Origin of the sequence: Prosthecobacter sp., assembly GCF_044222565.1 — a bacterium.
Lineage (GTDB): Bacteria > Verrucomicrobiota > Verrucomicrobiia > Verrucomicrobiales > Verrucomicrobiaceae > Prosthecobacter.
This window is the reverse complement of the sequence record NZ_JBGANA010000004.1, coordinates 1-25,985: the sequence shown is the minus strand read 5'-3', so window position 1 is coordinate 25,985 and position 25,985 is coordinate 1. Positions and strand designations below refer to the sequence as shown.

Below are 25,985 nucleotides of genomic sequence, written 5' to 3'. Positions count from 1 at the left end.
CTCGATTGAGGGTTAGAAAGCCGCGTTCGCTGAGCTACGCACCACAGGCCACCGCCGTCTGCCCCTGCACACCGAGGCCATCAACGCCCAGTTCAATCACATCCCCCGGCTTCATAAACAGCGGCTCCGGCTTAAACCCAAGCCCCACGCCCGGAGGCGTCCCCGTCGTGATAATATCACCCGGCAGCAGGCTCATGAACTGGCTCAGATAACTCACCAGCGTCTTCACGCCAAAGATCATCTGCGCCGTGCTGCTGTTCTGAATCGTCTTGCCATTCAGCTTCAGCCACAGTTTCAAATTCTGCGGATCAGGAATCTCATCGCTCGTCGCCAGAAACGGACCGATCGGTGCAAACGTGTCGCAGCTCTTGCCCTTCACCCACTGCCCGCCACGCTCCAGCTGCCACTCACGCTCGCTGTAGTCATTGTGCACGCAGTAGCCAGCCACATGGCTCATCGCATCCTCTTCAGACACATAGCTCGCCTTCTTGCCAATCACGAACGCCAGCTCCACTTCCCAATCCGTCTTCTTCGAGTTGCGCGGGATCACCACATTGTCATTCGGCCCCACGATCGCGCTTGTCGCCTTGAAAAACACAATCGGCTCCGCCGGAATCGGCATCCCGCTTTCCTTCGCATGGTCGCTGTAGTTCAGCCCGATGCAGATGATCTTGCTCGGCCGCGCAATGCACGGCCCCAGCCGCGTCTCAGCACTCACCGTCGGCGCAGAGCCCGCATTGGCCTTCGCCCACGCCGCCAGACGCTCCAGCCCATCGCCCCCAAAGAACTTCTCATCATAGTCACTGCCAAAGGCACTCGCATCAATGCGGCGTCCATCCTCAAGCTGCAGGCCGGGTTTCTCTTCTCCAGGATTTCCAAAGCGGATCAGTTTCATGTCGGTTGTTCAGTTCGTGGTTCTAAAATTCAATTCATCATTCGTCACTTCTTCTCGTGATCTTGCTGCTTCAGCGGATCACCTTCGTGATTCGTGTACCTGCCAATCAGCGGATACTGCTCCAGCTCCGCCACCGTACCGGTGACAGGAAAGCTCTCGCGCCCGACCCAGTAAACGGCCGCCGCGGCAATGTCTTCCGGCATCAGCAGCCGGCCCATCGGCACCGCATACGCAGGCAGCCGGTCCGGCCAGCCTTCGCCCAGTCCGTCGCCCAATTTCACCTGGTATTCGTTCTCCGTCAGCGTCCAGCCCACATTAAGCTGATTCACCCGCACGCGATCCGTCCCCAGCGCATCCGCCAGATTGCGCGTCATCGTCATCAGAGCGCCCTTCGACATCGAATACGCCAGCAGGTTCGCCTGCCCGCAATGCGCCAGCACCGAGCCAATGTTCAGCACCACGCCCTGGTTCTTCTTCAGCTCCGGCAGCAGCGCACGAATGAGCAGCATCGGCGCACGCGCATTCACCGAAATGATGCGGTCAAACATCGCCGCATCCGTTTCGCCAATACGCGCACGATTCGTCAGCGCCGCATTGTTCACCAGTGCATCCACCTTGCCAAACGCTGCGATCGCATCCTTTGCCAGCTTTTCCGGGTAGGCCGCATCCGCCAGATCTCCCTGGCAAAACGCCGCCTTGTCCGTGCCGAGTTCCTTGCACAGAGCCTCGCCTCGCGCCGCATCACGGCCATGCAGGATGACTTTGCCGCCTTCCGCGACAAAGCGCCGCGCCATGAATTCGCCGATGCCGGTCGTGCTGCCGGTGATGAGGATGACTTGGTCTTGAAGTCTCATGTTTTATCAGGGTGGTTTTGGTGAGTTGTGTTCTATGGCGAGCGCGAGGCGATGCGCACTTCATGATGTACGCGTTGTTCTTCGGCGACCTCTGATGCTCCTCCGACCACCTCTCATACCCCAGCTCGCGAAACGCCACATCATCCGCCCTGTCCAGCGCCAGCAGCACTTCGCGGATAAACTTCCATCCCGTCAGTTTCAGATCTTTCAGCACCGCTGTCCCATCGGTATAGCGCATCCCCCGCACTCGCGCGAGCGCCGGCACTTCAGGTATCACACCTTCATCATCAGCTTTTGCGGCGAGCGGATTCCAGAACTGATCCGCCGCCTCATACGCCATCCCAAACACCGCATCCGCCTGCTCTTTCGCCAACGGCCACGCACTCAGAATTTTCGCCGGCCCCAGCCCGCCAATCCCCAGCGCCTTCTCAGACCACCGTGCCGTCCCTTCCGTATACCACCGGTTTTTAAAATAGGTCACGCTGTTCTGGATCACGTGAAAAAACTCATGCGCAGGCGTCAGATTCGTCGCCGCCTTCACCGAAGTCGCCACCGTAAAACTGATGCTCAGCGTTCCCTTCGGATCACCGGGCCTGTTATACCGCTGCAGCTCATCATACGCCACCCCATTGGACTTCAGCACATCCTTGTGCCGAAAACTCACATCAATAAAACTCGCCGTGCGAAACCTCTCCGTTTGCAGCGGATCAGGAAACCCCAGCACCTCCACAAACATCGCCTGCGCCGCCACAATCTGCGTCAGCACATCCTCCACCTGATCCGGCACGCCGTTCTTGTTCGCATCCGTCCCATCCACCGCATGCTGCCCTTCGAGCTGATAAAACACCCGGATCTTCCCCTCCTGATGCACACGCTTCACCGGCTCTTGCGCACGCAACAAGCACGCATGCCACAGCACCACCACAATCATCATCCATCTGATATTCTTCATCACGCTAAAATCCCCTTCACCACATTCCCATGCACATCCGTCAGCCGGTAATCCCGCCCTTGAAAGCGATACGTCAGCAGCTTGTGGTCGATCCCCAGCTGATGCAGCAGCGTCGCGTTCAAATCATGCACATGCACCGGATCGCGCACCACATTGAAGCAAAAATCATCCGTCTCCCCAAACTGCACCCCCGGCTTGATTCCCCCTCCCGCCATCCACATCGTAAAGCAGCGCCCGTGATGATCCCGCCCATGATTCGTCGCTTCCAGCTTGCCCTGTAAGTACGTCGTCCGGCCAAACTCCCCGCCCCACACCACCAGCGTCTCGTCCAGCATGCCGCGCTGTTTCAGATCCCGCACCAAAGCCGCCGCAGGCTGATCCACATCCCCACATTGCAGCCGCAGATCGCTCGGCAGATTGTAATGCTGGTCCCAGCCGCGATGATAAAGCTGGATGAACCTCACCCCACGCTCCGCCATGCGCCGCGCCATCAGACAGTTCGCCGCAAAGGTCCCCGGCTGCCGCGACTGCGGCCCGTAATCATCCAGCGTAGCCGCGCTCTCACCGCTCATGTCCGTCAGCTCCGGCATGCTGCTCTGCATGCGAAACGCCATCTCATACTGCGCGATCCGCGTGGCGATCTCCGGATCATGCTGCTGCGCCAGTTGCTTCCGGTTCAGCGCCGCGATCACATCCAGCTCATCCCGCCGCGTCGCCGCATCCATGCCCTCCGGATTCGAAAGATACAAAACAGGATCGCCACTGCTCCGCAGCGCCACGCCCTGATGATTCGACGGAAGAAACCCCGAACCCCACAGCCGCGCATACAACGGGTCCGCCGGCCTCGCCGCACTACCACGAGATACCATCACAACAAACGCTGGCAGATCACGGCTCTCACATCCCAGCCCATAGCTCAGCCACGCCCCAAAACTCGGCCTCCCCGGCTGCTGATGCCCCGTCTGCAAAAACGTCACCGCCGGATCATGATTGATCGCCTCCGTATGCATTGATCGAATCACACAAATCTCATCAATAATCTTCCCCGTATGCGGCAGCAGCTCACTCACCCACGCACCACTCTGACCATGCCGCGCAAAGTTAAACATCGACGCCGTGATCGGCAGCGACTTCTGCCCGCTCGTCATCCCCGTCAGCCGCTGGTCACCCCGCACCGAGGTCGGCAGTTCCTGCCCATGCAGCTTCTTCAGCCCCGGCTTGTGATCCAGCAGATCCAGCTGCGACGGCCCGCCGTGCATGAAAAGATAAATCACCCGCTTCGCCTTCGGCGCAAAATGCGCCGCCGCTCCCGCATCCCCTCGCATCAGTCCAGCCAGCGCCACACCTCCCAGGCTCAAACCCGAGTTGCAGATGAATTGTCTGCGCTGGAGAAAATCGTTCATCGTTTCGTGATCACCTCATCAAGATTCAAAATCGCATGCGCCACCACCGCCCACGAACCGCGCCTCTGCCAAAGCCCCTTTAGAAGCCCTCGCTCCTCCGCATCCGGCTCCCGCCGCGTCGCCGTCCGAAACATCCACGCGATGCAATCCTCCTTCCCCTCTGACCTCTTCGCCAAAGCCTCGGCCGCCCTGAGAAACGTCTCATCATTCAACAGCATCAGCGCCTGCAGCGGCGTGTTCGTGCTGGACCGCCGCACCAGGCATTTCTCACGCGTCGGCCCGTCAAACGTCAGCAGCATCGGGTGCGGCGACTGCCTCTTCACATACGTGTACAAACTCCGCCTCCACAGCCCATCTCCCGTGTCCGGCACATAAGTCTCCTCGCCATTGTAAGACACCGCCTCCCACAAACCCGGCGGCTGAAACGGCTTCACACTCGGCCCGCCGATCTTCGGCACCAGCAGCCCCGACAGCAACAGCGCCTGATCCCGCAGCATCTCAGCCGAAAGCCGCCCGCTCGGCCCACGCCCCAACAGCCGGTTCTGCGGATCACTCCCATCACGCATCACCGAGCTCTGCCGATACGTCTTCGACATCACGATCATCTTCAGCATCGCCTTCACATTCCACCCGCTCTCACGAAACTTGGCCGCCAAAAAATCCAGCAGCTCCGGATGCGTCGGTGCTTCACCTTGAGAGCCAAAATCATTCGGCGTTCTCACCAGCCCTTCACCAAAGCAAAGCTGCCACAGCCGGTTCACCGCCACCCGCGGCGTCAGCGGATTCTGCGCGGACACCAGCCATCGCGCAAAGCCCAGCCGGTTCCGCGGCGCATCCGCAGGCCATGGCGCGACCGCGACAGGCACTCCCGCCTCCACCGCCTCCAGGGGCTTGTCATACTGCCCCCGCTCCAGCACATGCGCCGTGCGCGGCTTCTCCATCTCCTGCATCACCAGCACCGTCGGCACAGCCTCTCTTACCTCTTTCTCTTTTTGCTGCGCAGCCTTCATCCGCCCTCGCACGGCTTTCGCAGCCGCCTGTGCAAAAAGATCAATGTAGTAGTCCAGCAGGATCTCACGCTCCGCACTCACACGCTTCGCCGCGTCTATTTCCACAATCCCCCGAATCCTCTCCGCCCAAAACCACTCCCCCGCCGCCTTGCCATCCAGCGCCCCCGGCACGATGCGCAGTTCATCGATCTTCCCATAAAATCCCAGCCCCGAATCCCGCCGCCCGATCCGCAGCGGCTCATTATTCGCGATGCTCCCATTCAGCGTGTCTCGCCGCACCTCCAGCGTCGTCGGCGCTCCATCAAAAAACACCCTCAGTCCCGCCGCCTTCTGCGTCCCATCATAGCTCACCACCACCTGATGCCACGCCCTCTGGCTCAGTGCCTCCACCGTCGAGACCTCGATCGCACTCGCTCCCCAGCGATGCACCAGATTCACCTGCACCCGCCCCTTCTGCCAGATCACTTCCAGCCCCCTTCGATTCCCTTCCGCCTCGATCAGCGAAAGCGGACAGCTCAGCGATCCATCTGCATTCACCCACAGCCCGATGCTCCACGCCCGATCCGCATCAAACCCATTCACACGCCCCTCCACATGCTGCGTCGCATCAAACTTCGCCGCCTCACCTCGGATGCCACGCTCAAACACCACCGTGGTTCCTTCCGCCTTCATCCCGGCACTCATCTGCCCATTGAAATCCACATGCAGCACCACAGACGATGGCGGCACGGGCAATGTCTCCCCCGCACTCTTCTCCCACTCCGCGATCTTCGGCTTCAGCATCGCCTGCACCGGCTCAAACGCCTTCGCCGCCTCCTTCGCTTCACCTGCCAGTTTCACAAGCTCCCTCTTCTGCTCCTCCGTCGGCACCTCCATCACCGGCGGCGGATTCTCCTGCCTTATCACACCCTGCTCCGGCACATTGTTAAAAAACGCAAACAGCTGATAAAACTCCCGCTGTGAGATGGGATCAAACTTGTGATCATGGCACTGCGCACAGCCTGCCGTCAGCCCCAGCCACGTCGTCATCGTCGTATCCACCCGGTCCACCACATACTCCGTGCGAAACTCCTCCTCAATGCTCCCGCTCTCATTGTTCGCCATGTGGTTGCGGTTAAACCCGGTGGCAATTCGCTGCGCCACCGTCGCATTCGGCAGCAGATCACCCGCCAGTTGCTCCACCGTAAACTGATCAAACGGCATGTTCGCATTGAAGGCGTTGATCACCCAGTCACGCCACAGCCACATCTGCCGCGGCTTGTCTCCAAAGTAGCCGTTCGTGTCCGCATACCGCGCCGCATCCATCCAGCCCACCGCCAGGTGCTCGCCAAAATGCGGTGATGCAAGAAACTCATCTACCGCCTCCTCATAGCTCCCAAAGTTTTTCTCCGGCGGCAGCCCCGTGAGATCCAGCGCCACACGTCGCAGCAGCACCTCCGCATCCGCCTCCGGCGCATAATTCATCCCCCGCTCCTTCAGCCCCTTCTCCACAATCCCATCAATCGACCCTACTCCACCATCCACGCTCAGCGGCTCAAACGCCCAGTGCTTCTGATACTTCGCACCCTCCGTCATCCACCGCTTCAGCTTCTCGATCTGCACCGCCGTCAGCGGTTTGTTCGTCTCCGGCGGCGGCATCACCTCATCCGCGTCATGCGAAGTGATCCGCCCCACCACCTCCCTCAGTTCACCTCCGGGGAGATCCAGCCTCAGCTTCGCCTTTCTCGCCTTCACATCCGGCCCATGGCACGTGAAACAGTGATCCGAAAGGATCGGCCGGATATCCCGATTGAACTGCAACTCCCCCGCCACCAGCAAAGACTGGATCATCCCCATGGCAGCGATGAAACACAGCAGTCTCATTTCATTTTTCCAAGGCCCACGCGATTCCATTCAGCAAAAACCTCCTGAATGCAGGCAGCTTAAAATCATCCCAATGCCCCATCGAGGTGTAAAACACCCGCGCCTTCTTCTCTCCATAGAAATGTGTCCACGCCACAGGCTCTGTCTCAGCCCCCGGCAGCGATCCCATCAGCAGCGGTGTCGTCCCTTCTTGCAGCGGCGTGTTTTTATACAGTCCCCCATGCCCGATCAATTCACTCACCGTCACTCCCTTCAAGATCGCATGCCCCTCCGCACTCGGCACCAGCGTGATCTTCGCCGGATCTTTCCCATAATGCCCCGTGTAGTTGCCGCCCAGCACCTCATGGTCAAACTCCTGCCAGATGGCCAGCCCCGCCTTCGGCGCCGGCTCTTTCGGTCGTAGCGCAAAGCAATGGCTCGCCGTGCGAATCCCCACCAGCGGCTTCCCCGCCGCCAGATGCGCCCTCACCGCATTCACCACCTCCGTCGTCGGCGTGCGCCTTCTCACGCTGATGAGCAGCAGATCCGCATCCTTCATCGTCTCCACAAATCCCGGAAACTGATTCTTATCCGTCGCGTCCGCCTGCACCACCGTCACGCGATAAGGCACCTCCTTCAAATCCTTGGCCGCAAACTCCGGCAGCGTCTCCCAGGTATGATATTCATCTTCGCCAATCATGATGACGATATGCGCAGGCTCCGCCGCTTGAAGCTGCCAGCCGCAAATAACGGCCACGAAAATCAAAGCGCGAATAAAGAAGAATCGTGTCATAAAAATTCAAAGTCAGTTCAGGGTTTCGGAGCTGTTTGCAGTGTCGCCTTCGCCGCAGCCCACTCAGGATTTGGCAGCGCCTCCCACACCCGCAGATGTCGGAAGCTCGCCTCCGTACTCGCCCCCAGCATGATGCTGTGTTTCGCCACACCGATTAGTGGATTGCTCAAAGTCGTGCTCTTCCCATCCAGCGTTCCCACCACCTCATCCCCTTTGATCTCCAGCACCACCGTGTGCCATTCGTTCAGCTTCACCTGTGCTGCCACACGACTCGTCGTCCCCTTCTCCCGCTGCTTCGTCGCCGGGTTGATGCGCTCCGCATCATACGGAATCAAAAACAACCCGCCCGGCCCGATGCTCATCGCAATCACATAGTCCTTCACATCCGTCGCTTTCACAAACAGCGACCGATACTTGCGCCCCTCATCCGGGACATCATTCAGCCTCACCTCGCACTGAATGATGGCGTCCGTAAACTGAAACCCAAACGACGCCGTCGCAGGATGATTCGCCGTCGGACTCTCCACGCCGGTAAAGCACCCATCCTCCAGTTTCCAGCTTCCCGACTTCCCACCCACCGGCCCCGCATTGAACCGCCAGCCCGTGAACCCGCTCGCAAATCCCACCGGCTTGCCCGTCACGGGTGCCAGCGGCGGCGTGAAGTCTTCGTTCACCAGCAGCTTGCCGCGCGTCGTCATGACTGTCTTCGGCAGCTCCTCAGCAGCCAGCACACCACAGGTCCACGCGATCAATAAAAAAGTGAGAGATGCTTTCATGAAAATATCTATCGGCTGAGGCTGCCCAAAACTTCCAGCGCCTTCGTTTCAAAAATCTTCTGCCACTCCGGCGCCACCAGCGTGTCGCAGTCCTCCTGCGCATAACCGCTGTTCAGCCGCTGCTCCACCGTCGGCGTGTACCAAATATATCCATTGGTATATCCCGAGACAAAAGTACCCGCATCCTTCGCCGCCTTCTTGATGTTCAGCCCCACCTGCACCGTCACCTCTCCGGGAAACGTCACCAGCTTGAAATCCCCCACGCGCAAGCCGCACACCTCGGCATCCAGCGTCGTCTTGCCCGCCTCCTGCGTCTGCTTCAGGTGCATTTTCAGCAGCGCCAGATTGGCATTCAGCCTCGTCAGCCGTTCCATGATCTCGATGTTCGACAGATAACTCTCCACCAGCACCCGGTTGTCCGCATCCAGTTGCGCTATCCCCTTCCGCCCCTGCGCCTCATCGTGCAGATAGCTCTGCGAATAATGCGAAGGCGTCTCCGGCCAGATCTTGTGCTGCATCAGCAGCGGTAGGAACGTTTTAAAATTGATGTTCGTCGGCTTCAGTGCCGCAGTTAGCTTCTTCTGCTCCGCCTCGATGCGTGCAATCCGCGCCTCATAATCTGCCGCTCGCGGCACGCTGACCGTCTCGTTGCTCACTCGCAGCTCCCCATCGGCCTTCGTCTCAATCTTCTTTGCCGCCGCCAGCACCGTCGCCCCCAGCATCGTGCCCAGCGGCTCCGCATCCGCCGCACGCGTCACCTCCTTATACCGCACCGGATTGATGTCACCTCCGCAGCCCTGCACAAAGAACGCCATCGCTCCCGTCGCATCCTCGATCACCTTCGAAGCAAATCCCGGATAATCCGCGGAGCACCCCTTGCTCGGCGGGTTCATGATTGGATGACACGCAAACTGATACAGCACCGCCAGCGGCGTCCCATCCGCGCGATCCAGCCTCAGCACACCCACCTGCGGATCAATCGGCCCCACACTCGCCACCGCATCATCCAGTGGCATCGAGTACGCCCGCCGCATGTCCACCATGCTTCCGTCCTTCATGTTCAGCCGCCGGTTTTCACTGATGCGCGTCTCCAATCCCACACCACTCCCAGCTTTCACCGGCACCATATTTTTCAACGCCTCCTTCACCGCTTCAATAATGAGCGGCTCCAGATCCCCGCGAACGATCCCATGACAGTGGCTCGCATTCACCACCACATTCCCCGGCGCGATGCCCATCTCTTCCAGCCCGCGCCGCACTGTCGCCATAAAGCCATTCCCAATGCGCCCGATGCCTCCCACTGCCACCGCATCCAGCGTTATAATGACCGCCTTCGTCTCCCCCTGCTGAATCACCAGCGCCTTCGCAAAGCACGGATCATTCACCGGCCCCGTGCGGTCCGTGATGTCCACCCTCGCCACCCCCGCCAGCATTTCAGCCCGCGCCGTGGCAACCCATGTCAGCAAGAAAAAGCAGATCCATTTCATGACAGTTTATTTCTGCAAAGTCCACACTACCGCATTCAGCAGCAGCCTCCGCACATCCGCACTGCGCATGTCTTCCGGCGCACCCAGACTCGTATAAAACACCCGTGCCTTGCTCGGCCCATACGTGCGCGTCCACGCCACCGGCTGCGGCGGCGTACTCGCACCTTCCTGCGCCGTACCGATCAAAATCGGCGTCGCATCCGCCGCCAGCGGCAGCACCTTGTACATCGACTGATACCCCCGGATCTCCGCCACATTCACGCCCTCCAGCAGCGGCGTCTTGATCCCAGCCGGCACACTCACGCTGTAAGGCAGCCCCTTCGTTTCATACCCGGTGTTCTCTCCACCCAGCACCTCATGCGTAAACTCCGGCCACGGTGCCAGGCTCGCATCCACCACCTCGTTCGGCTTCGGCAAAAACGCATGATTCGCCGTGCGAATCCCCAGCAGCGGCTTGCCCGCCGCCAGATGCGCCTTGATGGCCGCCATCTCCTCCTTCGGTGGAAAGCGCCTGCGTGAAAACAGCACCAGCAGATCCGCATCCTTCAGCGCTTCAATGAGCCCCGCAAAGTGATGCATCTGCGGCTTGTCCCCCTCCACAATCGTCACCTTATGCCCCAGCGGCTTCAGCTCCTTCTCCGCAAACTCCCGCATCGTCCTCGGCGACTCATAGTTGTTCGGATCTTCCACCGTCATGATGACGATGTTCGCCGCGGACGCGGCACCGATGAACACGGCGAAAAAGGCAAGACTGAGAAGAATGGCTTTCATAAAAAATGGAATTTAAAGCGGGGAGTGCACATGCTCATTCAAAGCGGTGAGTTATCCCCCAACCACACCTTCTTCACGCGCAGCGTTTTGCTGAACAGCACGAGATCGGCGCGCTTGCCCTTCTTGAGGCTGCCGACTTCATCGTCGATGCCGAGACGCTCCGCCGGAGTGAGGCTGGCCATTCGAATGACCTCCCACAGCGGCGCTCCGCTGCAGGTCTTCATCGTGCGCACCATGTGGTCCATGCCCACCGAGCTGCTGCCCAGCCCGGTGGCCGTGCGGCTCACTTTGCCATCGTGCGTGATGTCGTTGCCGGTGTGAATGTTGCCGATCTTGTATTTGCCCACCGGCATGTCCACCGCACGGCTCGAATCCGTCACCAGCAGCAGCCGCTTCGGCCCGATCATGCGATGCGCAAACAGCAGCAGCTCCGGCGAAAGATGCTGACCGTCCGCGATCACCTCCGTGCTCATGCCGGGATTGAACAACACATACTGCTCCATGCTGCCCTGCATCGGCGTTCCCAGCCTCCCGCGCACGGAGCTCACATCGCTCATGGCACACCAAAAATGGTCCACATGCCGCATGCCACTACGAAAGGCACGGTCCATCTCCGACCACGATGCATTCGAGTGCCCGCAGGTGATGAAGCAGCCGTTCCGCTTCGCCATCTGATAAAATGCCGCCGCCCCCGGCAGTTCTGCCGCACACGTGGCGATTCGAATGAAGCCCGTTTTGAAATACGTGCGAAACTCCTCCGGCGTGGGATTCCTGCGCCCCGCCGCAGGATGCGCACCCACCTTGTCCGCCGCAAAGAACGGCCCATACAGATGAATGCCTGGAATGCGTGGCAGCCCACCTCCCTCTGTTTCTTTCCCAACCGTCTGGCACGCCTGGATCATCGCGTGAATTTCCTCCGGCTGTCCCGTGGTGGTGGTGGGAAAAATCGTCGTCGTGCCATGCCGAAAATGCGTCTGGCAGGCCACGCGCGCCGCATCCGCCGTGCCATCCATGAAATCACCACCGCCGCCGCCATGCACATGCACATCCACAAACCCCGGCGAAAGGTAGCCGCCCTGCCCATCCACCACCATCGTGTCCTTCGGCATCCGCTTTGCGGAGGCGCTGATCTCCGCGATGCGCCCTTCACGCACTGTCACACATGCGTTCGGCAGCAGTTTGTCCTCCAGAATGGCGGTGACGTTGTGAATGACGAGTGATTTCATGGCGCAGGTGTTACTTGAGTTTCTCAAACAGTTCCTCCAGCCCAGCGACGATCTTCGTCGACGCATCCACTTCCAGACACGCCGATCTCGCACGCCACGTCTCATACCCGCCCAGCGCATGCTGCTCTGGCGTCGGCAGATACCCATGATACGCATTCGCCAGCGACACGGTAAAAGTCTTGGGATGCCTCGCCTTCAAATCAAGGCCGATCTCCACAAACACCTCCGCCGGAATCGCCGAAACTCGCAGCTCCCCGATCTTCATCACCTGCAGCGGCGCAGACACCTCCTTCGGAAAATCCGCCAGCAGCACCGTCTCCCGGGCATACACCTGCTCCATCGTCTCCATCCTTGGAAACAGCTTTGACTGCTTCGTCACCGCCCGTGCCTTCTCCACTTCCTCCACCGTCGGAATCCGCAGCCCCAGCTTCACCTCTTTCTGCGCCACACCCAGCTCCACCCAGTCACGATACGTCAGCGTCTTGCACGCGCCCGCCACCGCCTGCGCCACATCATTTGCCACGATCTTGATCCTCCCATACGGCCCCTCCTTCGCCTGCCCTCCGCGGAAGTCGATGTTGTTGATGTCCCCGCTCGTCCCGTTCGACATGATCCCCACAAACGGCGGATCCTGCCTGTCCGCACCCAGCAGTTCTCCAAGACGGTTTGCAAACACACCATAGTAATCCGCCGAGATATGCCCAGGTCCCACACCGCCCACATAGTGCAGCGAGTAGTTCGCATAAAGCGCGATGGGTTTCCCCTCCACCGACTGCACGCTGATAAAGCTCACCTGCGGATCCGTCGGCCCCGCGGGCTCCACCAGGTTCGGATTGTTCACTCCCGGATTCGTCTTTACCTGGTCCGTCGTCACGCCATGCGGTGTGGGTGGGATGCTCCCCGGCTTCATCTTCCACCGCCGGTTGTACACATGCTGCGGCACATCCACCGTCCCCCACGCGATCTTTGCCGGCGCCAGATTGTCCAGCGCACAGCGCATGCCATCGGCCATTCGCCGCGCTAGAAACCGCTGATACATCGGGCTCGGCTCGCTCTGCCCCACCGCCTGCGCCGTCCCACACGAGTGCGAGTGCGTGGCGGACATCATCATGTTCTCCATCGGCACCCCGGTGGCCTCGTTCACCATCTTCTTCGCCTCATCAAAAATCCCGCGCCCGATCACACAGCTGTCTGCCACCACCAGCACCAGCTTCGTCTTCCCATCATCCAGTGCCAGGCACCGCGCATTCAGCTCATCATGGATGAACACCGCCTTCCCATCCTGAAAGCCCCCGTTGATCGAGCTTCCCAGCTCCGGCGTGATGTTGCTCGTCGCCGCCCCCGCTCGGAACTCGGCGGCATGCAGCGCGGAAACTGCGGATACGACACAGCAGATGGTCAAAAATCTCATCCCAATCGTACGGCTACAAACGCCCGAACTTCATCAAATCAGTTCGCGAATCGGCTGTGCGCCGTTTTCCACGAGGTAATGCGGCCGCCCCTTCGTATCGGTGATCGTCGTCGTGTTCACGTCGATGCCCAGGTTCCGGTAGAGCGTGGCAAAGACCTCCGGAAATGTCACGGGCCGGCTGTCTGCCTCGCCACCCAGGCGGTCCGTTGACCCGATGACCTGGCCGTTCGGCATCCCACCGCCTGCCAGCAGCGCCATCGCCACACGCGGCCAGTGATCACGCCCCGTCTGTTTGCTGATGATCGGCGTGCGTCCAAACTCACCCCACACCAGCACCGTGACGTCCTTGTCCAGACCACGTTGGTGCAGATCCTCCACCAGCGCCGTGATGCCCTTGTCAAAGATGGGGAAATCCTCGCGCTCGCGGGAAAAAATGTCGTTGTTTGCGCCACCGTGCCAGTCCCACTTGCTGTAGTTCACGGTCACCACTCGCGCCCCGGCCTCCACAAGCCGCCGTGCGGCGAGAAAGCTCTGCGGCACCCGCGGCGCGCCGTTTTCGTCAATGCGCTTCACCGTGTCACCCGAGCCATAGCGTTCACAGATGCGCGGGTCCTCTTTGGAAAGATCGAGCGCGTCCGCCAGCTTTGATGATGTCAACACTCCCATGGCCTGCTGCGTAAAGGTGTCCATGGCTTCCATCTTTCCGCTGGAGTCCACATCGCGCCGGAAGTTGTCAAAACTCCGCAGCAGCTTCGTGCGATCCGAAAGCCGGTCATACGTGATGCCTTGCAGCGTCAGGTCGCCACGACTCGGCCCCGTGTGCTGGAAGGCTGCGCTCGCAGAGCCGAGCAATCCTGGCCCCGGTTCGTTGTAGGGGCCGTGCGTGCATTCGTAGCACATGCTCACAAACGGTGGCACCGCCAGATCATGCGCCCCCTGCAGCTTTCCCACCACACTGCCAAATTGCGGCCATCCTCCGGGCGGCACAGTCCCGGTCCGATTAGGAAATCCTGTGTAACATTGGATGGCATCATGCCCCGCCTGCGCACCCACCAGCGAGCGGATCACGGTAAACTTGTCCATCATCTTCGCCATCCGCGGAAAGAGCTCGCAGATTTGAATGCCATCCACATTCGTCCCAATCGGCTTGTGCGGCCCGGCGATCTCGCGCGGCGCATCCGGCTTCAAATCAAACATGTCCTGATGCGGCGGCCCGCCCACCAGATAGATCAAAATCACCGCCTTGTGCGAGTTGCGGATGCCCGCCTGATCTTCCAGCGCCAGCAGCTTGGGCAGCGACAGTCCCACCGACCCCAATCCTCCGATCTTGATGAAATTACGACGCGAAACACCATCGCAGAAGGCGCTGCGCGATTCAGCCGGGGCAAGGATCTTGAGCATGTTGGATCAGCGTTGATTTGACAGACCGCTCTCAAGTAATCGCGCTCAGACCAGTTTCTTTCGCGCACCACAGCAATCGCCGCCCTCCTTCTCGCCAGTCTCTTGCTCATTGCGGTTTGCATAATAGACAGACCTCCTTGTCTTAGACCAGCCCCTTTGTTTTGAAGGCCAACGGTCTTCCGTCATTCAGTCCAGGGGTGCCGAGCGTTTGCGAGTGCTCCCTTGGGTTCTGGCAGCCAGTCAGGAAAGCGAACCCATCATCCTCTTCGCGCACCCCGCCTTCCAGATGCGTCCCCCGGCCATGCCGCAGCTTTGAGTCTGTGCCCCGCAGCACCCAACTCCTTGCATCAGCTTTCCAAAGCGTTCCATTCACGCCAGCCTGCCGCACAAGTCTCAATAGGATGTTTTCTCTGCGGTCTTCTAATCTCTGCGTTGTTAAATCAGTGCCTCCTCAAAGATCCTCCCTCTTCGTATCCGGCGCCCACCAGATCACCACCATCCCCAGCGCATAGATCGACGCACAGATCGCCCCCACTCTCGCATAATCTCCCCCCAGCGCTGTAAACAGATACCCCGCCGCCAGCACCCCCGCCGCAGTACCAAATCGCCCCGAATTGTACGCCAGCCCGCTCCCCGTCGCCCGCACCCGCGTCGGAAACAGCTCCGGCAGATACAGCGCCAGCCATCCAAAAAAAAGCGTCGCCACAAACCCCTGCGCACACACGATCGCATGAAACCCCGCCTGCAGCGGTGCCGTCAGTTGAAACATCGCATACGTGATGCTCACCGTCGCCGCGCTGATCACACAGTAGCTCAGCCGCCGCCCCAGCCAGATCGCACACTGCCCTCCCAGCAAACTTCCCAGCGTCGCACCCAGCGCCCACCACCCCTGCGTCGCCGCCTTGTAGTCCCCATGCGCCGCACCAGCGATCTTGTCCGCCCACGGAATCATCCACTTGCTCGCCGACCACGCACCGATCATCGGGATCGAGCTCAACAAAATCCCCACCACCGTGAATCGAATCAGCCCCGGTTGAAACAGTTCCCGCAACGGCGTCACCGGCCCCTTCACCGCCCCACGCGAAGCCAGCCACTTCGGCGACTCCGGCAAAGCGATCAGCACAAAAACTCCCAGCACCGCAGGCACACCCGCAAACTGAAACACCCACCGCCACGACTCCGGCGTGATGTACCACTGCCGCGCCACCTGCGAGAGCATCAAAATCCCCACATTCAGCCCCGCCATCATCGCCCCAGACACCAGCGGCCGCGATGCACTGCTCCAGCACTCCGACACCAGCGCGATCCCATTCGGCCACAGGCCGCCCACTCCCAGCCCCACCATAAATCGCAGCACCAGCATCTGCTCCTGCGTCTGCGCATACGCACCCATCGCCGCAAAGACCGAGTAAAACAAAACGCACACACCCATCGCTCGCGTCCTTCCCACCCGATCCCCCAGCGCTCCCAGCGCCACACCACCGATCGCCGCGCCCAGCATCAGCGCCGCCGTAAACCGCGCAAACCACTCGCCTCCCAGCTCCGCTGTAAAACTCGCCCCCAGCAAACTCTTTGACACCGAAAGCGACGCCACCGGCATCAGCCCCAGCTCCACGCCATCAAAGACGAGCCCCAGAAACACCGTCACCAAAACAAGATAGCGTTGCGCAGTACTCATGGATTTACATTCAATGTCATTAAGCTACGCCATCCCAACACAATTGCGTGAGTTCGTCATTCCTAAAAATTCGCGGATATTCGCGGCCATTTGCGTTGTAAATTTTGAGGTAACTATTCAGGTCCGTGGTCATGGGACGAAAGATGGCGGCGCAAGCAGGCTTTGGAAGGCCCATCACCCTAACCTCTCCCCGAAGGACGCTCAGAGCTGCGAGGTCTGGGGCGGGGAGAGGAGGTTCGCGTTGTAACTCCGACTGAGTTTTGAAGCGTCCCGAAAGCCAATCCCCTCTCCCCGCCCCAAACTCGATAGCTGAATGCATCCTTCGGGGAATCGGAGCGGAGCGAAGATAGACTGCCGCAGGCAGCCCGAAGGGCGAACGTAGTGAGTCAAAGGTTAGGGTGAGGGGGCGGACCAAATCCCCTGAGCTGTCGCTGCTTGATTCCCTACGGACCTGAATAGTTACATTTTGAGTTCAAAATCCATCCAACACTGAACCTAACGCCATTGATTCTATTCAGCTTTGCATGGTGGAATGATTCTCCTGCCTTGAAGGCCAACGGCCTTCCGCATCATAGCGAAGGGTTGCCGAGCTTTAGCGAGGCTACCCTGGTACAGGCAGCATCCATCAGGAAAGCAAACCCAGCGCCCTCTTCACACACCGCGCCCTCCAGCAGCGTCTGCCTCCCTGCTCCGCTATACCGTCGCTGCGACAAGATTTTCGACAGTTGGCTAACTTAACTTCATTGATCCTATTGAGCTTTGCTAATGGAATGATTCTCCCGCCTTGAAGGCCAACGGCCTTCCGCATCATAGCGAAGGGTTGCCGAGCTTTAGCGAGGCTACCCTGGTACAGGCAGCATCCATCAGGAAAGCAAACCCAGCGCATTCTTCACACGTCGCTTTCTCCAGCAGCGTCTGCCTCGCCGCTACGCCACGCCGTCGTTGCGTCCTCGCATGCCTTACCCCGCACACGAACTCCGGCTGTGTCAGCCTATTGCGCGGCACTCATGGTTTTAAAATCGCTTGAATCACCGCGCTGTTGTCCGCCTCTCCATATCCCAGCGCCTCCGCCTTCTCCAGCAGCGCCCGGTGCGTCTCACTCAGCGGCAGCGGAATCCCGCTCGCCGCCAGCATCAGCCTCACATCCTTCAAATGCTGCGACAGCTTCGCCTGCGGCGTGAAGTCCTGCATGATCATCTTCTCCCCCTTCGTGTCCATGATCCGCGAGTACGCCATGCTTCTCCGCATCACTTCCAGCGTCTGCGCCAGATCCAGCTCCATCTGCTGCGCAAACACAATCCCCTCAGCCAGCGCCGCACGGTTCAGCCCAAGCACGAGATTCGTCACCAGCTTCATCTTCGCCCCGCTCCCGCACGGCCCCACATGCACCACCTCTCGCGCAAACTTCTCCAGCCACCCGCGGCATCGCTCAAACACCTCCGCATCCCCGCCCACCATCACCAGCACATCCTTCTGCAACAGCTGCTCACTGCTCCCAGACACCGTCGCATCCAGATACTCCACACCTCGCTCCTTCAGCTCCGCCCCCAGCGCCGCCATCTCACTCGGATCACCCGTTGTCGTATCAATGACAATCTGCCCCGCCTTCAAATCCGCGCCCCGCAACACCTCACGCACAATATCCGAATTCGGCAGGCAAAGAAAAACCACATCACACTTCTCAAACACATCACCCGCTGTCACCGCATTCACACAGCGCGTCGCATCCACATCCCACCCACGCGCAGCACCCGTCATCTTCATCACGGCCGAACCCATCAGCCCCATGCCGACGATGCCAGTCACGCTCTCGATCATGTCAGGCTTCATGGTTTGCTCAGTTCAATGAATTTCGCAGCAAAGCGCCTGCCGATCTCATTTTGCGCGGCGCTGTCAAAGTGGACCTTGTCGCCGATGTGCGTCTTCAAATCACGCGCATCCACACACGCCGTATGCGGCACCTGTTTCGGCAGATCCAGCAGGATCGCATTCATCGCCCGGATGTCCGCCAGCCGCTCTTCATCAGCCATCTCCCCAATGGTACAGGCGATGAACGGCAGATCCGGCAGAGCGAGATCGCTACGCAGGGACTCGATCATCGCACGCAGCCTCTCCGCATGCACTGGGAGTCCGTCCGGCCTCGCGTTCGCCTCCCCTTGCAGCCAGATCACCCCGCGGATGCGCCCTTTGACAGCCGCAGTGCTTTGCAGCGCCACCTTGGCCCGGCGCACACTCTCTTCGTACAGCTTCGCGCCCTTCAGCCATCGTTGAATCGACGATCCTCCAACCGCACAGGGAATGAGCCCGATGGCGGCCTTGGGGTTCGCGCCAGCGAGAGTCTCCGCAAAATCCAGCCCGGGTCCCACTCCCGCGTTGTCATATCCTTTGAAGGTCTTCGCGTCCCCCGTGAGATGCAGGGGATGCCGCGCCAGATACCACTGATCATCACCAAGATGCATCATCAAGATGCGGGGATCTCGCTTCGGCTCCTCCGGCATCACGCCCCGCCCCTTCATGTTCGACTGCCCCATGAGCAGAAACAGATCCAGCTCCGTCGTTCCCTCCGGCAGCTTTGTCACATCCACCATCTCCAGCGGCGGCTTCGTCGGCGGCGGCGTGGTGACCTTCTGGGCAAAGGCCACGGGACAGAGGGCCAGCATGAAAAAGGGGATAAGTCTCATGATAAAATGGATAGGGGTGGGGTAAAAAGAAGCGTCTCGATCGGTAAATTCATCCATGCCTGCCGTCGGTCATCGGCCTCAGGCCAGCCCAAAAAACTCACGCGCATTCCCGGATAAAATCTTCTGCTCATCCGCCGCCGGCAGTTTCAGCGACCGCAGCGGGTCCAGAATGGCGCTCGGCTCCACCCACGGATGATCACTCGAAAAGAGCAGCTTGTCCGCGCCGCTGAAATCCAGCGCAAACCGCATCGCCTCCGGCAGCGGCGAGACAATGTCCATGTAGATGCTTTTCAGGTACTCGCTCGGCTTCCTCTGCAAATTCTGCGGCCCGCGCTTCAGCACCGTGAGCTGATGGTCCATCCGCCCGCTGATATATGGCAGCGTGCCGCCAAGATGCGGACACACCAGCTTCAGCTTCGGATGTTTGTCCAGCAGCCCGCTCGCGATGATCCGCGCCATCGCGATGGTATTTTCAAACATGTTTCCCAGCGTGCTCGTCAGCTCATACCCCTTCACCACCTCCGTCGTCATCGGCTTCGCCGGGTGCAACAGAATCGGCATCCCCAGCTCCTCCGCTCGCGCATACAGCCAGTGAAACTGAGCCTCATCACACCACGCCCCCGCCAGATTCGTGTACAACAGCACACCTTTAAATCCCAGCTTCTTTACACACCGGTCCAGCTCCTCGCTCGCCGCCTTCTCATTCTGCAATGGCAGCACACACAGCCCGCGAAACCTCGTCGGATGCTTCGCGATCACCCCCGCCAGCGAATCATGAATCAGCTGCGCCACCGCCGGCCCGTCCGCGCCAAACCACTCCGGCCCCGGATCATTCGTGCTCAGCATCGTGATCTCGATCCCGTTCTTGTCCATCGTCGCCAGCTTCGCATCCACATCCAGGTAAAACGGCGGCACCTTCCGCAGCCAGTCCCCCATCTTCAGAATCGCCATGCCCTTCTCGTCATACACCAGCGGCTCCGCCTTCCGCTTCCGCATCATCTCGATCACCTCCGGAAAAAACAGATGACTCTGGCAGTCGATGATGCCGCTCGGCGGCGCTGCCACAGCAGCCACCGCACCGCTAGCAACAGTCGCAGTAAGAAAATGACGGCGGTTCATAAAATCATCACGTGGCAGGTTTCAAATACAGCGCGCTAAATCGGATGTCCGTGTTGCGCTTCCCCTCAAACGTCACCCGCACCCGGATCCGTTCAGGCAAATCCGCGCCCCCCGCGTCCCACACCACCGGCGTCTGAAACCCGCTCTGCCTCACCGTGCTGGTATATCCTGCCAGCGCCGTCTCGGTCGCGCTCAGCAGTTCAAGCTTGAGCGCCGCCTCCGGCCCCAGCCCCGCCGCATTCACAAAGAAGTGCTCCCCTCCCTTCACCGGAATCGCCGCCGTCACAAACTCGCTCGTGATCTCCGGCAGTTGGTAGTCCCCCGGCCCCTTCCCTGCCGTCTCCACCACCAGCTCTCCAAACCGATCCCTCGGCAGCTTCGCGATCCCCACGCCCCCGCGCGGCGGCGCTTCCTTCCAGTGCCGCGGATCCCACGCACCGTAATAAACAAACGTCTCCTCGCCGATGTTCTCAAAACCCTGTCCTTGAAGCACACCACCCTGATCCCACGCGCCATCCTCGCCGCGCTTGATGAAAGTCCACTCATGTGCCGGTTCACGAAAATTCAGCCCGTCATTGCTCACCACAAAGCCGAGATCGATCGTGATGTCCGGCCACTCCTTCGCGCCATGCCACAGGCCCACCACGCCCAGCAGCACATTGCGCCGGTTCCACACGCTGATCCCCTCGTGCGTCTGCTCCCCTTCCAGGCTGCGCCCCGCCCCCAGCACCTCATGCTGCGGCTCGCGCACAAAGCCCACATTCTGCGTCGGCATCCAGTGCACAAAGTCCGCTGAGCGATACATCCGCGTCACCCGTCCCTGATACGGCCGCGTCGCATTCAGCGCATTCTGTCCGCAGGCATAAAACATTCCGTCCCACTGGTACAGCCCGCCGCTTGGCTCAAAATGAATCGCAGGCAGCAGCACATCTTCCTTCTTCAGCTCCGCCTTCACCGACTTCACGTCCAACACAGGTTTCCACGTCAGCCCATCCGCGCTCACAAACGGCAGCAGCGTCCCCAGCCTTCGCTGCCCTCGGAAATACACATGGGTGGTCATCTTGTACCGCCGCGCCGGATCCGGGTCCGCCTCATCCTTCAGCACCTTCACATTCACAAATCCCCACGGCCCGCCGCCCATCGCCAGCAGGTTGTTGTTCTTGTTCCCCTTGTATTCCACCAGCCCCAGGTTCGGCTTCGTCCAGTTCACCCCATCCATGCTCTCCGCATACGCCGCACGCCAGCGCGATGAAGCCACCTTGTTGTCCTTGTCATCATCAAACGCCACATACCACAGCCGATACTTCCCGTTCTCCTTGATGATCGATCCATAAAACTGCACCCCCTGCGCATCCGGCGTCCCCGCCGCGCCTCTTGGCAACACCGGATTCCCCGCAGGCTTCTCCGGCGTCCGCATCTCCAGCCGCAGATTCTGCGAATACGGAATCGAAACCGTGTCAAAAGCAAACACACTCACCGCCTTCGTCTCATCAAAAAATTCCGCCGCATGGGAAGCCGCTGCACACGCAACGAGGCAGGAGATAGAAAGAAAGCGTTTCATTTTCATAAAGGTTAAATCAAGACTCACACTCGCACCAAGTTTGGATTGCATACCTCTCTCACGGACCAAAGGCTCCCTTCCACCCAGCGCCGTATTGTAGTACCGGCTTTCGCGTCCTCCGTAGCTTCTCCTGTCCTCCGTAGCTTTAGCGAAGGACGGATAGCAAAGGAGGAAGCCGGAATCCGGCTCCGGCAGCCCTCTCTACAGCCATCAAATGGGTTCGTTCCATTCATCTCTGCGGTCTTCTAATCTCTGCGTTGTTAAATCTGGTCTTCATAAATCAGTGCCCCCCTCAGCACACCTCATCCCTCCAGCTATCATCCCTCTGCGCCCCAAACAAATCCGTCTGCGGCAGCAGTTGCTCCGGCAGATTCCCACCCGCGAGCACCTCCGGCATCGGCTGAAACTTCACCGGCACGCCATACGCCAGCGTATCCGGCGGCACGTCCTTGTTCACCAGCGTCCCCGCACCAATAAAAGCCCCTCGCCCAATCCTCACGCCCGGACAAATCGTCACCCCGCCACCGATCGTCACACCATCCTCAATCGTCGCCCCCTGCACCCCATCCTGCCGCATCGGATACTTCGCATTTAGAAACGTCGTCCCCGGCCCGATGAAAACCATGTCACCAATCGTCGTCCGGCTCGGCACATACACATGCGCCATGATCTTCACCCCGTTGCCAATTTTCAGCCGTCCCTCCAGCGTGCATTTGTGATGCACCACGCAGCGATTCCCAATGGTAATCTCCCCACGGATCAGCACCTGATGCCCGCATTGAAACCGATGCCCGATGGTCGTGTTCGCATAAATAATGCTCCCGCTGCGAATAATCGCATAGTCACCAATCCGCGTCGGCTGCGAATCCCCCGGATAGCGATACCCCAGAATCACATCCGCATCGATCTGCGCTTGCTCTCCGACTTCATGAAAAGGTTCCGTGGGAATGCTCATAAGTGTGTCAGTCCGGCTTAGCAAATCGTCCCAATGTTTTCAGTCCCTGCACCGCGATCACATCTCCCGCTGGCTTCGCATACGGCGCACGAAATTTGCTGTACCGATAATGCGCGCTCATATACTCCCCATCCCCCGCATTCGTGTTCGCCCCATCTGTCAGGTAGCCATATGAAAGATTCGTGTAGCCGCAGGGAATCGAAATCGGCAGCGGCGATCCCGCACGGATCTGCCGTCCAATCCCCTGAAACGGCTCAAACGGCATGCACACAAATCCCACATCCCCCAGCCTCAGCACCTGGATCTCCACTTCGAGAAACTTCGCCACACTCTCCGCCTTGCCCTGCCGCCGCATCTCCAGCGCCCACTGACTCCAGGGCAAAATCATCTCGATCAATTTGCCGCGATACGCCGGCGTCAGTTCCCGCGGAAAATTATGCCCGATGCATGCCAGCGTATTCTCATCTCCCGCATTCGCACGTCGGATAAAATCCTCCATCTCCGCGATCTCCCCCTTCAGCACCTCCTCAGACGGCAGCGGTGCCAGCGGAATGCCCACCTTCTCCACCGCAAAGTCCATCCCGCCCCGCTTCGACACCTTCAGCCCCTCCAGCGCCGCAATGTAGCTGTCCGCCAGCATGCGCCCGTATTTTTTTGAAAGCTCCACATCTCCGCGAAACATCCCCTTCGAGTTCACATCCCCAGCGCAGCCTTGCAAAAAGCTCACCGCAATCGGCTTCGTCGGAGAAAGATGCGTGGCCACATGCTCACACGCCACCTGCGGCCAGTCGCCAAAGATGATCGGCTTCTCCGGATGAAAGCACGTGCACGGATGCGCGGTGAAATGCGTGATCGCAGTCACCACCTCGCCTTTCTCATTCTTCAGCACCACGATGGGCGCCTGCCGGTCCATGTCCCCGTTGAAATCCACGCCCAGCAGATCGCGATCCTCCTCTCGTATCAAATAGCTGCTCCCATCCGCACGTCGCCCCTTGCGGTTGTAGCTGATGCGCCCTTCCGTCCCCTCCGCCCACGAAACCGTCACAGGCTGCAGCAGCGCAGGCAGTTGCTTCGCCGTCGCCTCCAGCTGCCGGATAAAATCTTCACCCGCAGGCACCAGCTTCGCCGGAGGCACATCGTGCGGATGCATCGTTATCGTCGCATACGCCTCGATGTGATTGCTCACCAAATTGAGATCCGTGTGATTGTGCGAGACCATCAGCAGCACACGCTCCATCGGCAGCTTTAGCGCTTCCGCCGCCGTGCGCCGTATCAGCGGGCTCACATTTGCCCCCTTCGGCGAGTTCATGTGCGTCGCTATGAGGCACACCCGCGCCTCCCCTGCCTGAAACAGAGTCACCGTCGTCTTCAGCGGCCCCTCCACCTTCTGCACCAGCGCCCCCACCTTGCTCGATGTGCCGCCTCCCGTCGTCGGTGTAATAGCAAACTCCAGCGCCGCCGCCTGCAGCCTCGCTTCAGCAGCGCGCACGCCCGTCAGCCCGCTGAACGCTGCCAGAAAAACGAAGTTGCGAAATAAGCGCCTCATAGGTTCCTGCTGTGAACGTCAGCAGCGGCCCGCGCTTTCTTGGTCATCTCACCATACCAGCACAAAAGCGGGAAGAGCGCAGGCCCCTCAGCCGTTGTCACAGCCCATGCCCTCCGACGCAAGCCCCCCTTCCATTCCCGAAGATTCGCGTCCGTATCAGGGGGCCTGGCTCGTGGTCGCCCTGCTCTGGGTCGTCGGCTGCCTGAACTACCTCGACCGCGTCATGCTCACCACCATGCGCGACTCCATCAAGGCCGCCATCCCCATGGGCGATGATCATTTTGGTGCCCTCACCATGGTCTTCCTCTTCGTGTATGGTTTGCTCAGCCCTGTGGGCGGGTGGTGCGCGGACCGTTTCAGCCGCAGCCGCGTCATTCTCATCAGTCTCATCGTCTGGTCGGCCGTTACCTGGGCCACGGCCTATGTGCAGACCTATTGGCAGCTTGCAGCCACACGTGTGCTCATGGGCATCAGCGAAGCCTGCTACATCCCCGCCGCCCTTGCCCTCATCATGGACTACCATCGCGGCAGCACACGCTCGCTCGCCACCGGCCTTCACATGACCGGCATTTACGCAGGCATGGCGCTCGGGGGCATGGGCGGCTGGATGGCTGACCATCACGGCTGGTCTTCCGGCTTTAAAGTCTTCGGCTCCTTCGGCGTCGCCTACGCGCTCCTCCTCTTCGCCTTGCTGCGGGACGCCCCGCGTCAGCGCACCGAAAAATCCGCCGACGGCCTCACCACCGAGCCTCCGCTCCAAATCGTCGCCACTCTCGCGGGCAATGCCCGTCTCTGGCTCCTCGCCCTTCACTGGAGCCTGCTCGGCTTCGCTGGCTGGGCTTTCGTCTCCTGGATGCCCAGCTACCTCCGCGAGCATTTTGACCTCACCCAGACCAAGGCCGGCTTCACCTTCTCGGTTTACATGCAGACCGCATGCCTGGCCGGCGTTGTCGTCGGCGGCGCCTGGGCGGACCGCTGGAGCCGTGTCAATCTTCGCGGACGCGTCTTCGTCCCCATGATCGCCCTCACCCTCTGCTCGCCTTTCGTCTTCCTCAGTGCCAACACAGACACCCTCTCGATCGTCTCCGTTTGTTTGATCGCCTTCGGCTTCGCCCGCGGCTGCTCAGACTCAAACATGATGCCCATCCTCTGTCAGGTCATTGAGGCCCGCCATCGCGCCACCGCTTACGGTTTTCTCAATCTCTGCTCCTGCATCGTCGGCGGCATCGCCGCCTATCTCGGCGGCTGGCTCAAAGAGCGTCACGTCGATCTCAGCTACATCCTCATGTCCTCCGCCCTCGGCGTCCTCCTCTGCGGCGTCCTCCTCATCATCGTCAAACCCGCCCGCCGCGACTGATCCCGCCAGGACCGCGGCACTCCGATGCCGCTCCGGAAACCTTCCTCCGAAGCCCACCCGCCTCGATTGCCCCACGAACCCTCGCAAAAACCCAGCCCCATTTGGACTGCGGTCGCGAAGTGAAGAATGAACCCGGATACCGAAGTTAAGCAGCGTTTTTGAGATCTGTGTCTGGAGAGGGCAATTGGTCGGGAGGCTGCTTCGGCGAAGTTCGTTTTTGCCACTCCAATATTTTATCCATCAAGGGTTTGTGCTTCTCGCTGCCTC

The 25,985-nt window shown here is 60.1% G+C and carries 20 protein-coding genes; 1 reads left to right on the top strand and 19 read right to left on the bottom strand.

Annotation, left to right across the window (positions count from 1 at the left end):
• Window positions 1-34: 34 nt before the first annotated feature.
• From ACILSR_RS06805 to ACILSR_RS06715, 19 genes are all read right to left on the bottom strand, one after another.
• Window positions 35-895: a fumarylacetoacetate hydrolase family protein gene (locus tag ACILSR_RS06805; RefSeq protein ID WP_395748987.1), complete on the bottom strand. Its 861-nt coding sequence runs from the start codon at window positions 893-895 to the stop codon at window positions 35-37.
• A 44-nt stretch (window positions 896-939) separates the two neighbouring features.
• Window positions 940-1,749 (bottom strand): SDR family NAD(P)-dependent oxidoreductase, encoded by an 810-nt coding sequence (locus ACILSR_RS06800; protein ID WP_395748986.1) that lies wholly within the window; start codon window positions 1,747-1,749, stop codon window positions 940-942.
• Window positions 1,637-2,701 (bottom strand): hypothetical protein, encoded by a 1,065-nt coding sequence (locus tag ACILSR_RS06795; RefSeq protein WP_395748985.1) that lies wholly within the window; start codon window positions 2,699-2,701, stop codon window positions 1,637-1,639. Before ACILSR_RS06795 ends, ACILSR_RS06800 begins: the two co-directional genes overlap by 113 nt.
• Window positions 2,701-4,104: a DUF1501 domain-containing protein gene (locus tag ACILSR_RS06790; RefSeq protein WP_395748984.1), complete on the bottom strand. Its 1,404-nt coding sequence runs from the start codon at window positions 4,102-4,104 to the stop codon at window positions 2,701-2,703. Before ACILSR_RS06790 ends, ACILSR_RS06795 begins: the two co-directional genes overlap by 1 nt.
• The gene (locus ACILSR_RS06785) at window positions 4,101-6,977 is read right to left on the bottom strand and encodes a DUF1553 domain-containing protein (protein ID WP_395748983.1); all 2,877 of its coding nucleotides are present in this window, start codon (window positions 6,975-6,977) and stop codon (window positions 4,101-4,103) included. Before ACILSR_RS06785 ends, ACILSR_RS06790 begins: the two co-directional genes overlap by 4 nt.
• Before the next feature lies 1 nt (window position 6,978).
• Window positions 6,979-7,749, bottom strand: coding sequence for a ThuA domain-containing protein (locus ACILSR_RS06780; protein WP_395748982.1), 771 nt, complete (start codon window positions 7,747-7,749; stop codon window positions 6,979-6,981).
• Between the two features lie 17 nt (window positions 7,750-7,766).
• The gene (locus ACILSR_RS06775; RefSeq protein WP_395748981.1) at window positions 7,767-8,525 is read right to left on the bottom strand and encodes a hypothetical protein; all 759 of its coding nucleotides are present in this window, start codon (window positions 8,523-8,525) and stop codon (window positions 7,767-7,769) included.
• A gap of 8 nt (window positions 8,526-8,533) precedes the next feature.
• Window positions 8,534-10,012 carry a hypothetical protein gene (locus tag ACILSR_RS06770; protein ID WP_395748980.1) on the bottom strand — a complete coding sequence of 493 codons (1,479 nt, stop codon included), beginning with the start codon at window positions 10,010-10,012 and terminating at the stop codon, window positions 8,534-8,536.
• 6 nt (window positions 10,013-10,018) lie between these two features.
• Window positions 10,019-10,783, bottom strand: coding sequence for a ThuA domain-containing protein (locus ACILSR_RS06765; protein WP_395748979.1), 765 nt, complete (start codon window positions 10,781-10,783; stop codon window positions 10,019-10,021).
• Window positions 10,784-10,821: 38 nt separating this feature from the next.
• Window positions 10,822-12,009, bottom strand: a complete 1,188-nt coding sequence (locus ACILSR_RS06760; protein ID WP_395748978.1) for an N-acetylglucosamine-6-phosphate deacetylase — start codon at window positions 12,007-12,009, stop codon at window positions 10,822-10,824.
• A 10-nt stretch (window positions 12,010-12,019) separates the two neighbouring features.
• Complete coding sequence (locus tag ACILSR_RS06755; protein ID WP_395748977.1) at window positions 12,020-13,420, bottom strand: hypothetical protein; 1,401 nt, start codon at window positions 13,418-13,420, stop codon at window positions 12,020-12,022.
• Window positions 13,421-13,453: 33 nt separating this feature from the next.
• Window positions 13,454-14,821 (bottom strand): DUF1501 domain-containing protein, encoded by a 1,368-nt coding sequence (locus tag ACILSR_RS06750; protein WP_395748976.1) that lies wholly within the window; start codon window positions 14,819-14,821, stop codon window positions 13,454-13,456.
• 451 nt (window positions 14,822-15,272) lie between these two features.
• Window positions 15,273-16,499, bottom strand: a complete 1,227-nt coding sequence (locus ACILSR_RS06745; RefSeq protein ID WP_395748975.1) for an MFS transporter — start codon at window positions 16,497-16,499, stop codon at window positions 15,273-15,275.
• Between the two features lie 1,005 nt (window positions 16,500-17,504).
• A complete protein-coding gene (locus ACILSR_RS06740) occupies window positions 17,505-18,329 on the bottom strand; it encodes an NAD(P)-dependent oxidoreductase (RefSeq protein ID WP_395748974.1) in 825 nt (274 codons plus the stop codon).
• Window positions 18,326-19,180, bottom strand: a complete 855-nt coding sequence (locus ACILSR_RS06735; RefSeq protein ID WP_395748973.1) for a sialate O-acetylesterase — start codon at window positions 19,178-19,180, stop codon at window positions 18,326-18,328. Before ACILSR_RS06735 ends, ACILSR_RS06740 begins: the two co-directional genes overlap by 4 nt.
• Window positions 19,181-19,258: 78 nt before the next feature.
• The gene (locus tag ACILSR_RS06730; RefSeq protein ID WP_395748972.1) at window positions 19,259-20,299 is read right to left on the bottom strand and encodes an amidohydrolase family protein; all 1,041 of its coding nucleotides are present in this window, start codon (window positions 20,297-20,299) and stop codon (window positions 19,259-19,261) included.
• 7 nt (window positions 20,300-20,306) lie between these two features.
• Window positions 20,307-21,860 carry a hypothetical protein gene (locus tag ACILSR_RS06725; protein WP_395748971.1) on the bottom strand — a complete coding sequence of 518 codons (1,554 nt, stop codon included), beginning with the start codon at window positions 21,858-21,860 and terminating at the stop codon, window positions 20,307-20,309.
• A 292-nt stretch (window positions 21,861-22,152) separates the two neighbouring features.
• Window positions 22,153-22,815 carry an acyltransferase gene (locus tag ACILSR_RS06720; RefSeq protein ID WP_395748970.1) on the bottom strand — a complete coding sequence of 221 codons (663 nt, stop codon included), beginning with the start codon at window positions 22,813-22,815 and terminating at the stop codon, window positions 22,153-22,155.
• A 7-nt stretch (window positions 22,816-22,822) separates the two neighbouring features.
• The gene (locus ACILSR_RS06715) at window positions 22,823-24,361 is read right to left on the bottom strand and encodes a hypothetical protein (RefSeq protein WP_395748969.1); all 1,539 of its coding nucleotides are present in this window, start codon (window positions 24,359-24,361) and stop codon (window positions 22,823-22,825) included.
• Window positions 24,362-24,467: 106 nt separating this feature from the next.
• On the opposite strand from ACILSR_RS06715, the gene ACILSR_RS06710 reads away from it, so the two are divergent.
• Window positions 24,468-25,718 carry an MFS transporter gene (locus ACILSR_RS06710; protein ID WP_395748968.1) on the top strand — a complete coding sequence of 417 codons (1,251 nt, stop codon included), beginning with the start codon at window positions 24,468-24,470 and terminating at the stop codon, window positions 25,716-25,718.
• Window positions 25,719-25,985: the final 267 nt, after the last annotated feature.

Excerpts from the sequence above, each read along its gene's own strand:
- ACILSR_RS06735 (WP_395748973.1), bottom strand. The coding sequence starts at position 19,180 with ATGAGACTTATCCCCTTTTTCATGCTGGCCCTCTGTCCCGTGGCCTTT.
- ACILSR_RS06795 (WP_395748985.1), bottom strand. The coding sequence starts at position 2,701 with ATGAAGAATATCAGATGGATGATGATTGTGGTGGTGCTGTGGCATGCG.
- ACILSR_RS06800 (WP_395748986.1), bottom strand. The coding sequence starts at position 1,749 with ATGAGACTTCAAGACCAAGTCATCCTCATCACCGGCAGCACGACCGGC.
- ACILSR_RS06745 (WP_395748975.1), bottom strand. The coding sequence starts at position 16,499 with ATGAGTACTGCGCAACGCTATCTTGTTTTGGTGACGGTGTTTCTGGGG.
- ACILSR_RS06755 (WP_395748977.1), bottom strand. The coding sequence starts at position 13,420 with ATGAGATTTTTGACCATCTGCTGTGTCGTATCCGCAGTTTCCGCGCTG.
- ACILSR_RS06770 (WP_395748980.1), bottom strand. The coding sequence starts at position 10,012 with ATGAAATGGATCTGCTTTTTCTTGCTGACATGGGTTGCCACGGCGCGG.
- ACILSR_RS06715 (WP_395748969.1), bottom strand. The coding sequence starts at position 24,361 with ATGAGGCGCTTATTTCGCAACTTCGTTTTTCTGGCAGCGTTCAGCGGG.
- ACILSR_RS06720 (WP_395748970.1), bottom strand. The coding sequence starts at position 22,815 with ATGAGCATTCCCACGGAACCTTTTCATGAAGTCGGAGAGCAAGCGCAG.
- ACILSR_RS06760 (WP_395748978.1), bottom strand. The coding sequence starts at position 12,009 with ATGAAATCACTCGTCATTCACAACGTCACCGCCATTCTGGAGGACAAA.
- ACILSR_RS06740 (WP_395748974.1), bottom strand. The coding sequence starts at position 18,329 with ATGAAGCCTGACATGATCGAGAGCGTGACTGGCATCGTCGGCATGGGG.
- ACILSR_RS06750 (WP_395748976.1), bottom strand. The coding sequence starts at position 14,821 with ATGCTCAAGATCCTTGCCCCGGCTGAATCGCGCAGCGCCTTCTGCGAT.
- ACILSR_RS06785 (WP_395748983.1), bottom strand. The coding sequence starts at position 6,977 with ATGAGACTGCTGTGTTTCATCGCTGCCATGGGGATGATCCAGTCTTTG.
- ACILSR_RS06730 (WP_395748972.1), bottom strand. The coding sequence starts at position 20,299 with ATGAACCGCCGTCATTTTCTTACTGCGACTGTTGCTAGCGGTGCGGTG.
- ACILSR_RS06775 (WP_395748981.1), bottom strand. The coding sequence starts at position 8,525 with ATGAAAGCATCTCTCACTTTTTTATTGATCGCGTGGACCTGTGGTGTG.
- ACILSR_RS06765 (WP_395748979.1), bottom strand. The coding sequence starts at position 10,783 with ATGAAAGCCATTCTTCTCAGTCTTGCCTTTTTCGCCGTGTTCATCGGT.
- ACILSR_RS06805 (WP_395748987.1), bottom strand. The coding sequence starts at position 895 with ATGAAACTGATCCGCTTTGGAAATCCTGGAGAAGAGAAACCCGGCCTG.
- ACILSR_RS06780 (WP_395748982.1), bottom strand. The coding sequence starts at position 7,749 with ATGACACGATTCTTCTTTATTCGCGCTTTGATTTTCGTGGCCGTTATT.
- ACILSR_RS06790 (WP_395748984.1), bottom strand. The coding sequence starts at position 4,104 with ATGAACGATTTTCTCCAGCGCAGACAATTCATCTGCAACTCGGGTTTG.
- ACILSR_RS06725 (WP_395748971.1), bottom strand. The coding sequence starts at position 21,860 with ATGAAACGCTTTCTTTCTATCTCCTGCCTCGTTGCGTGTGCAGCGGCT.
- ACILSR_RS06710 (WP_395748968.1), top strand. The coding sequence starts at position 24,468 with ATGCCCTCCGACGCAAGCCCCCCTTCCATTCCCGAAGATTCGCGTCCG.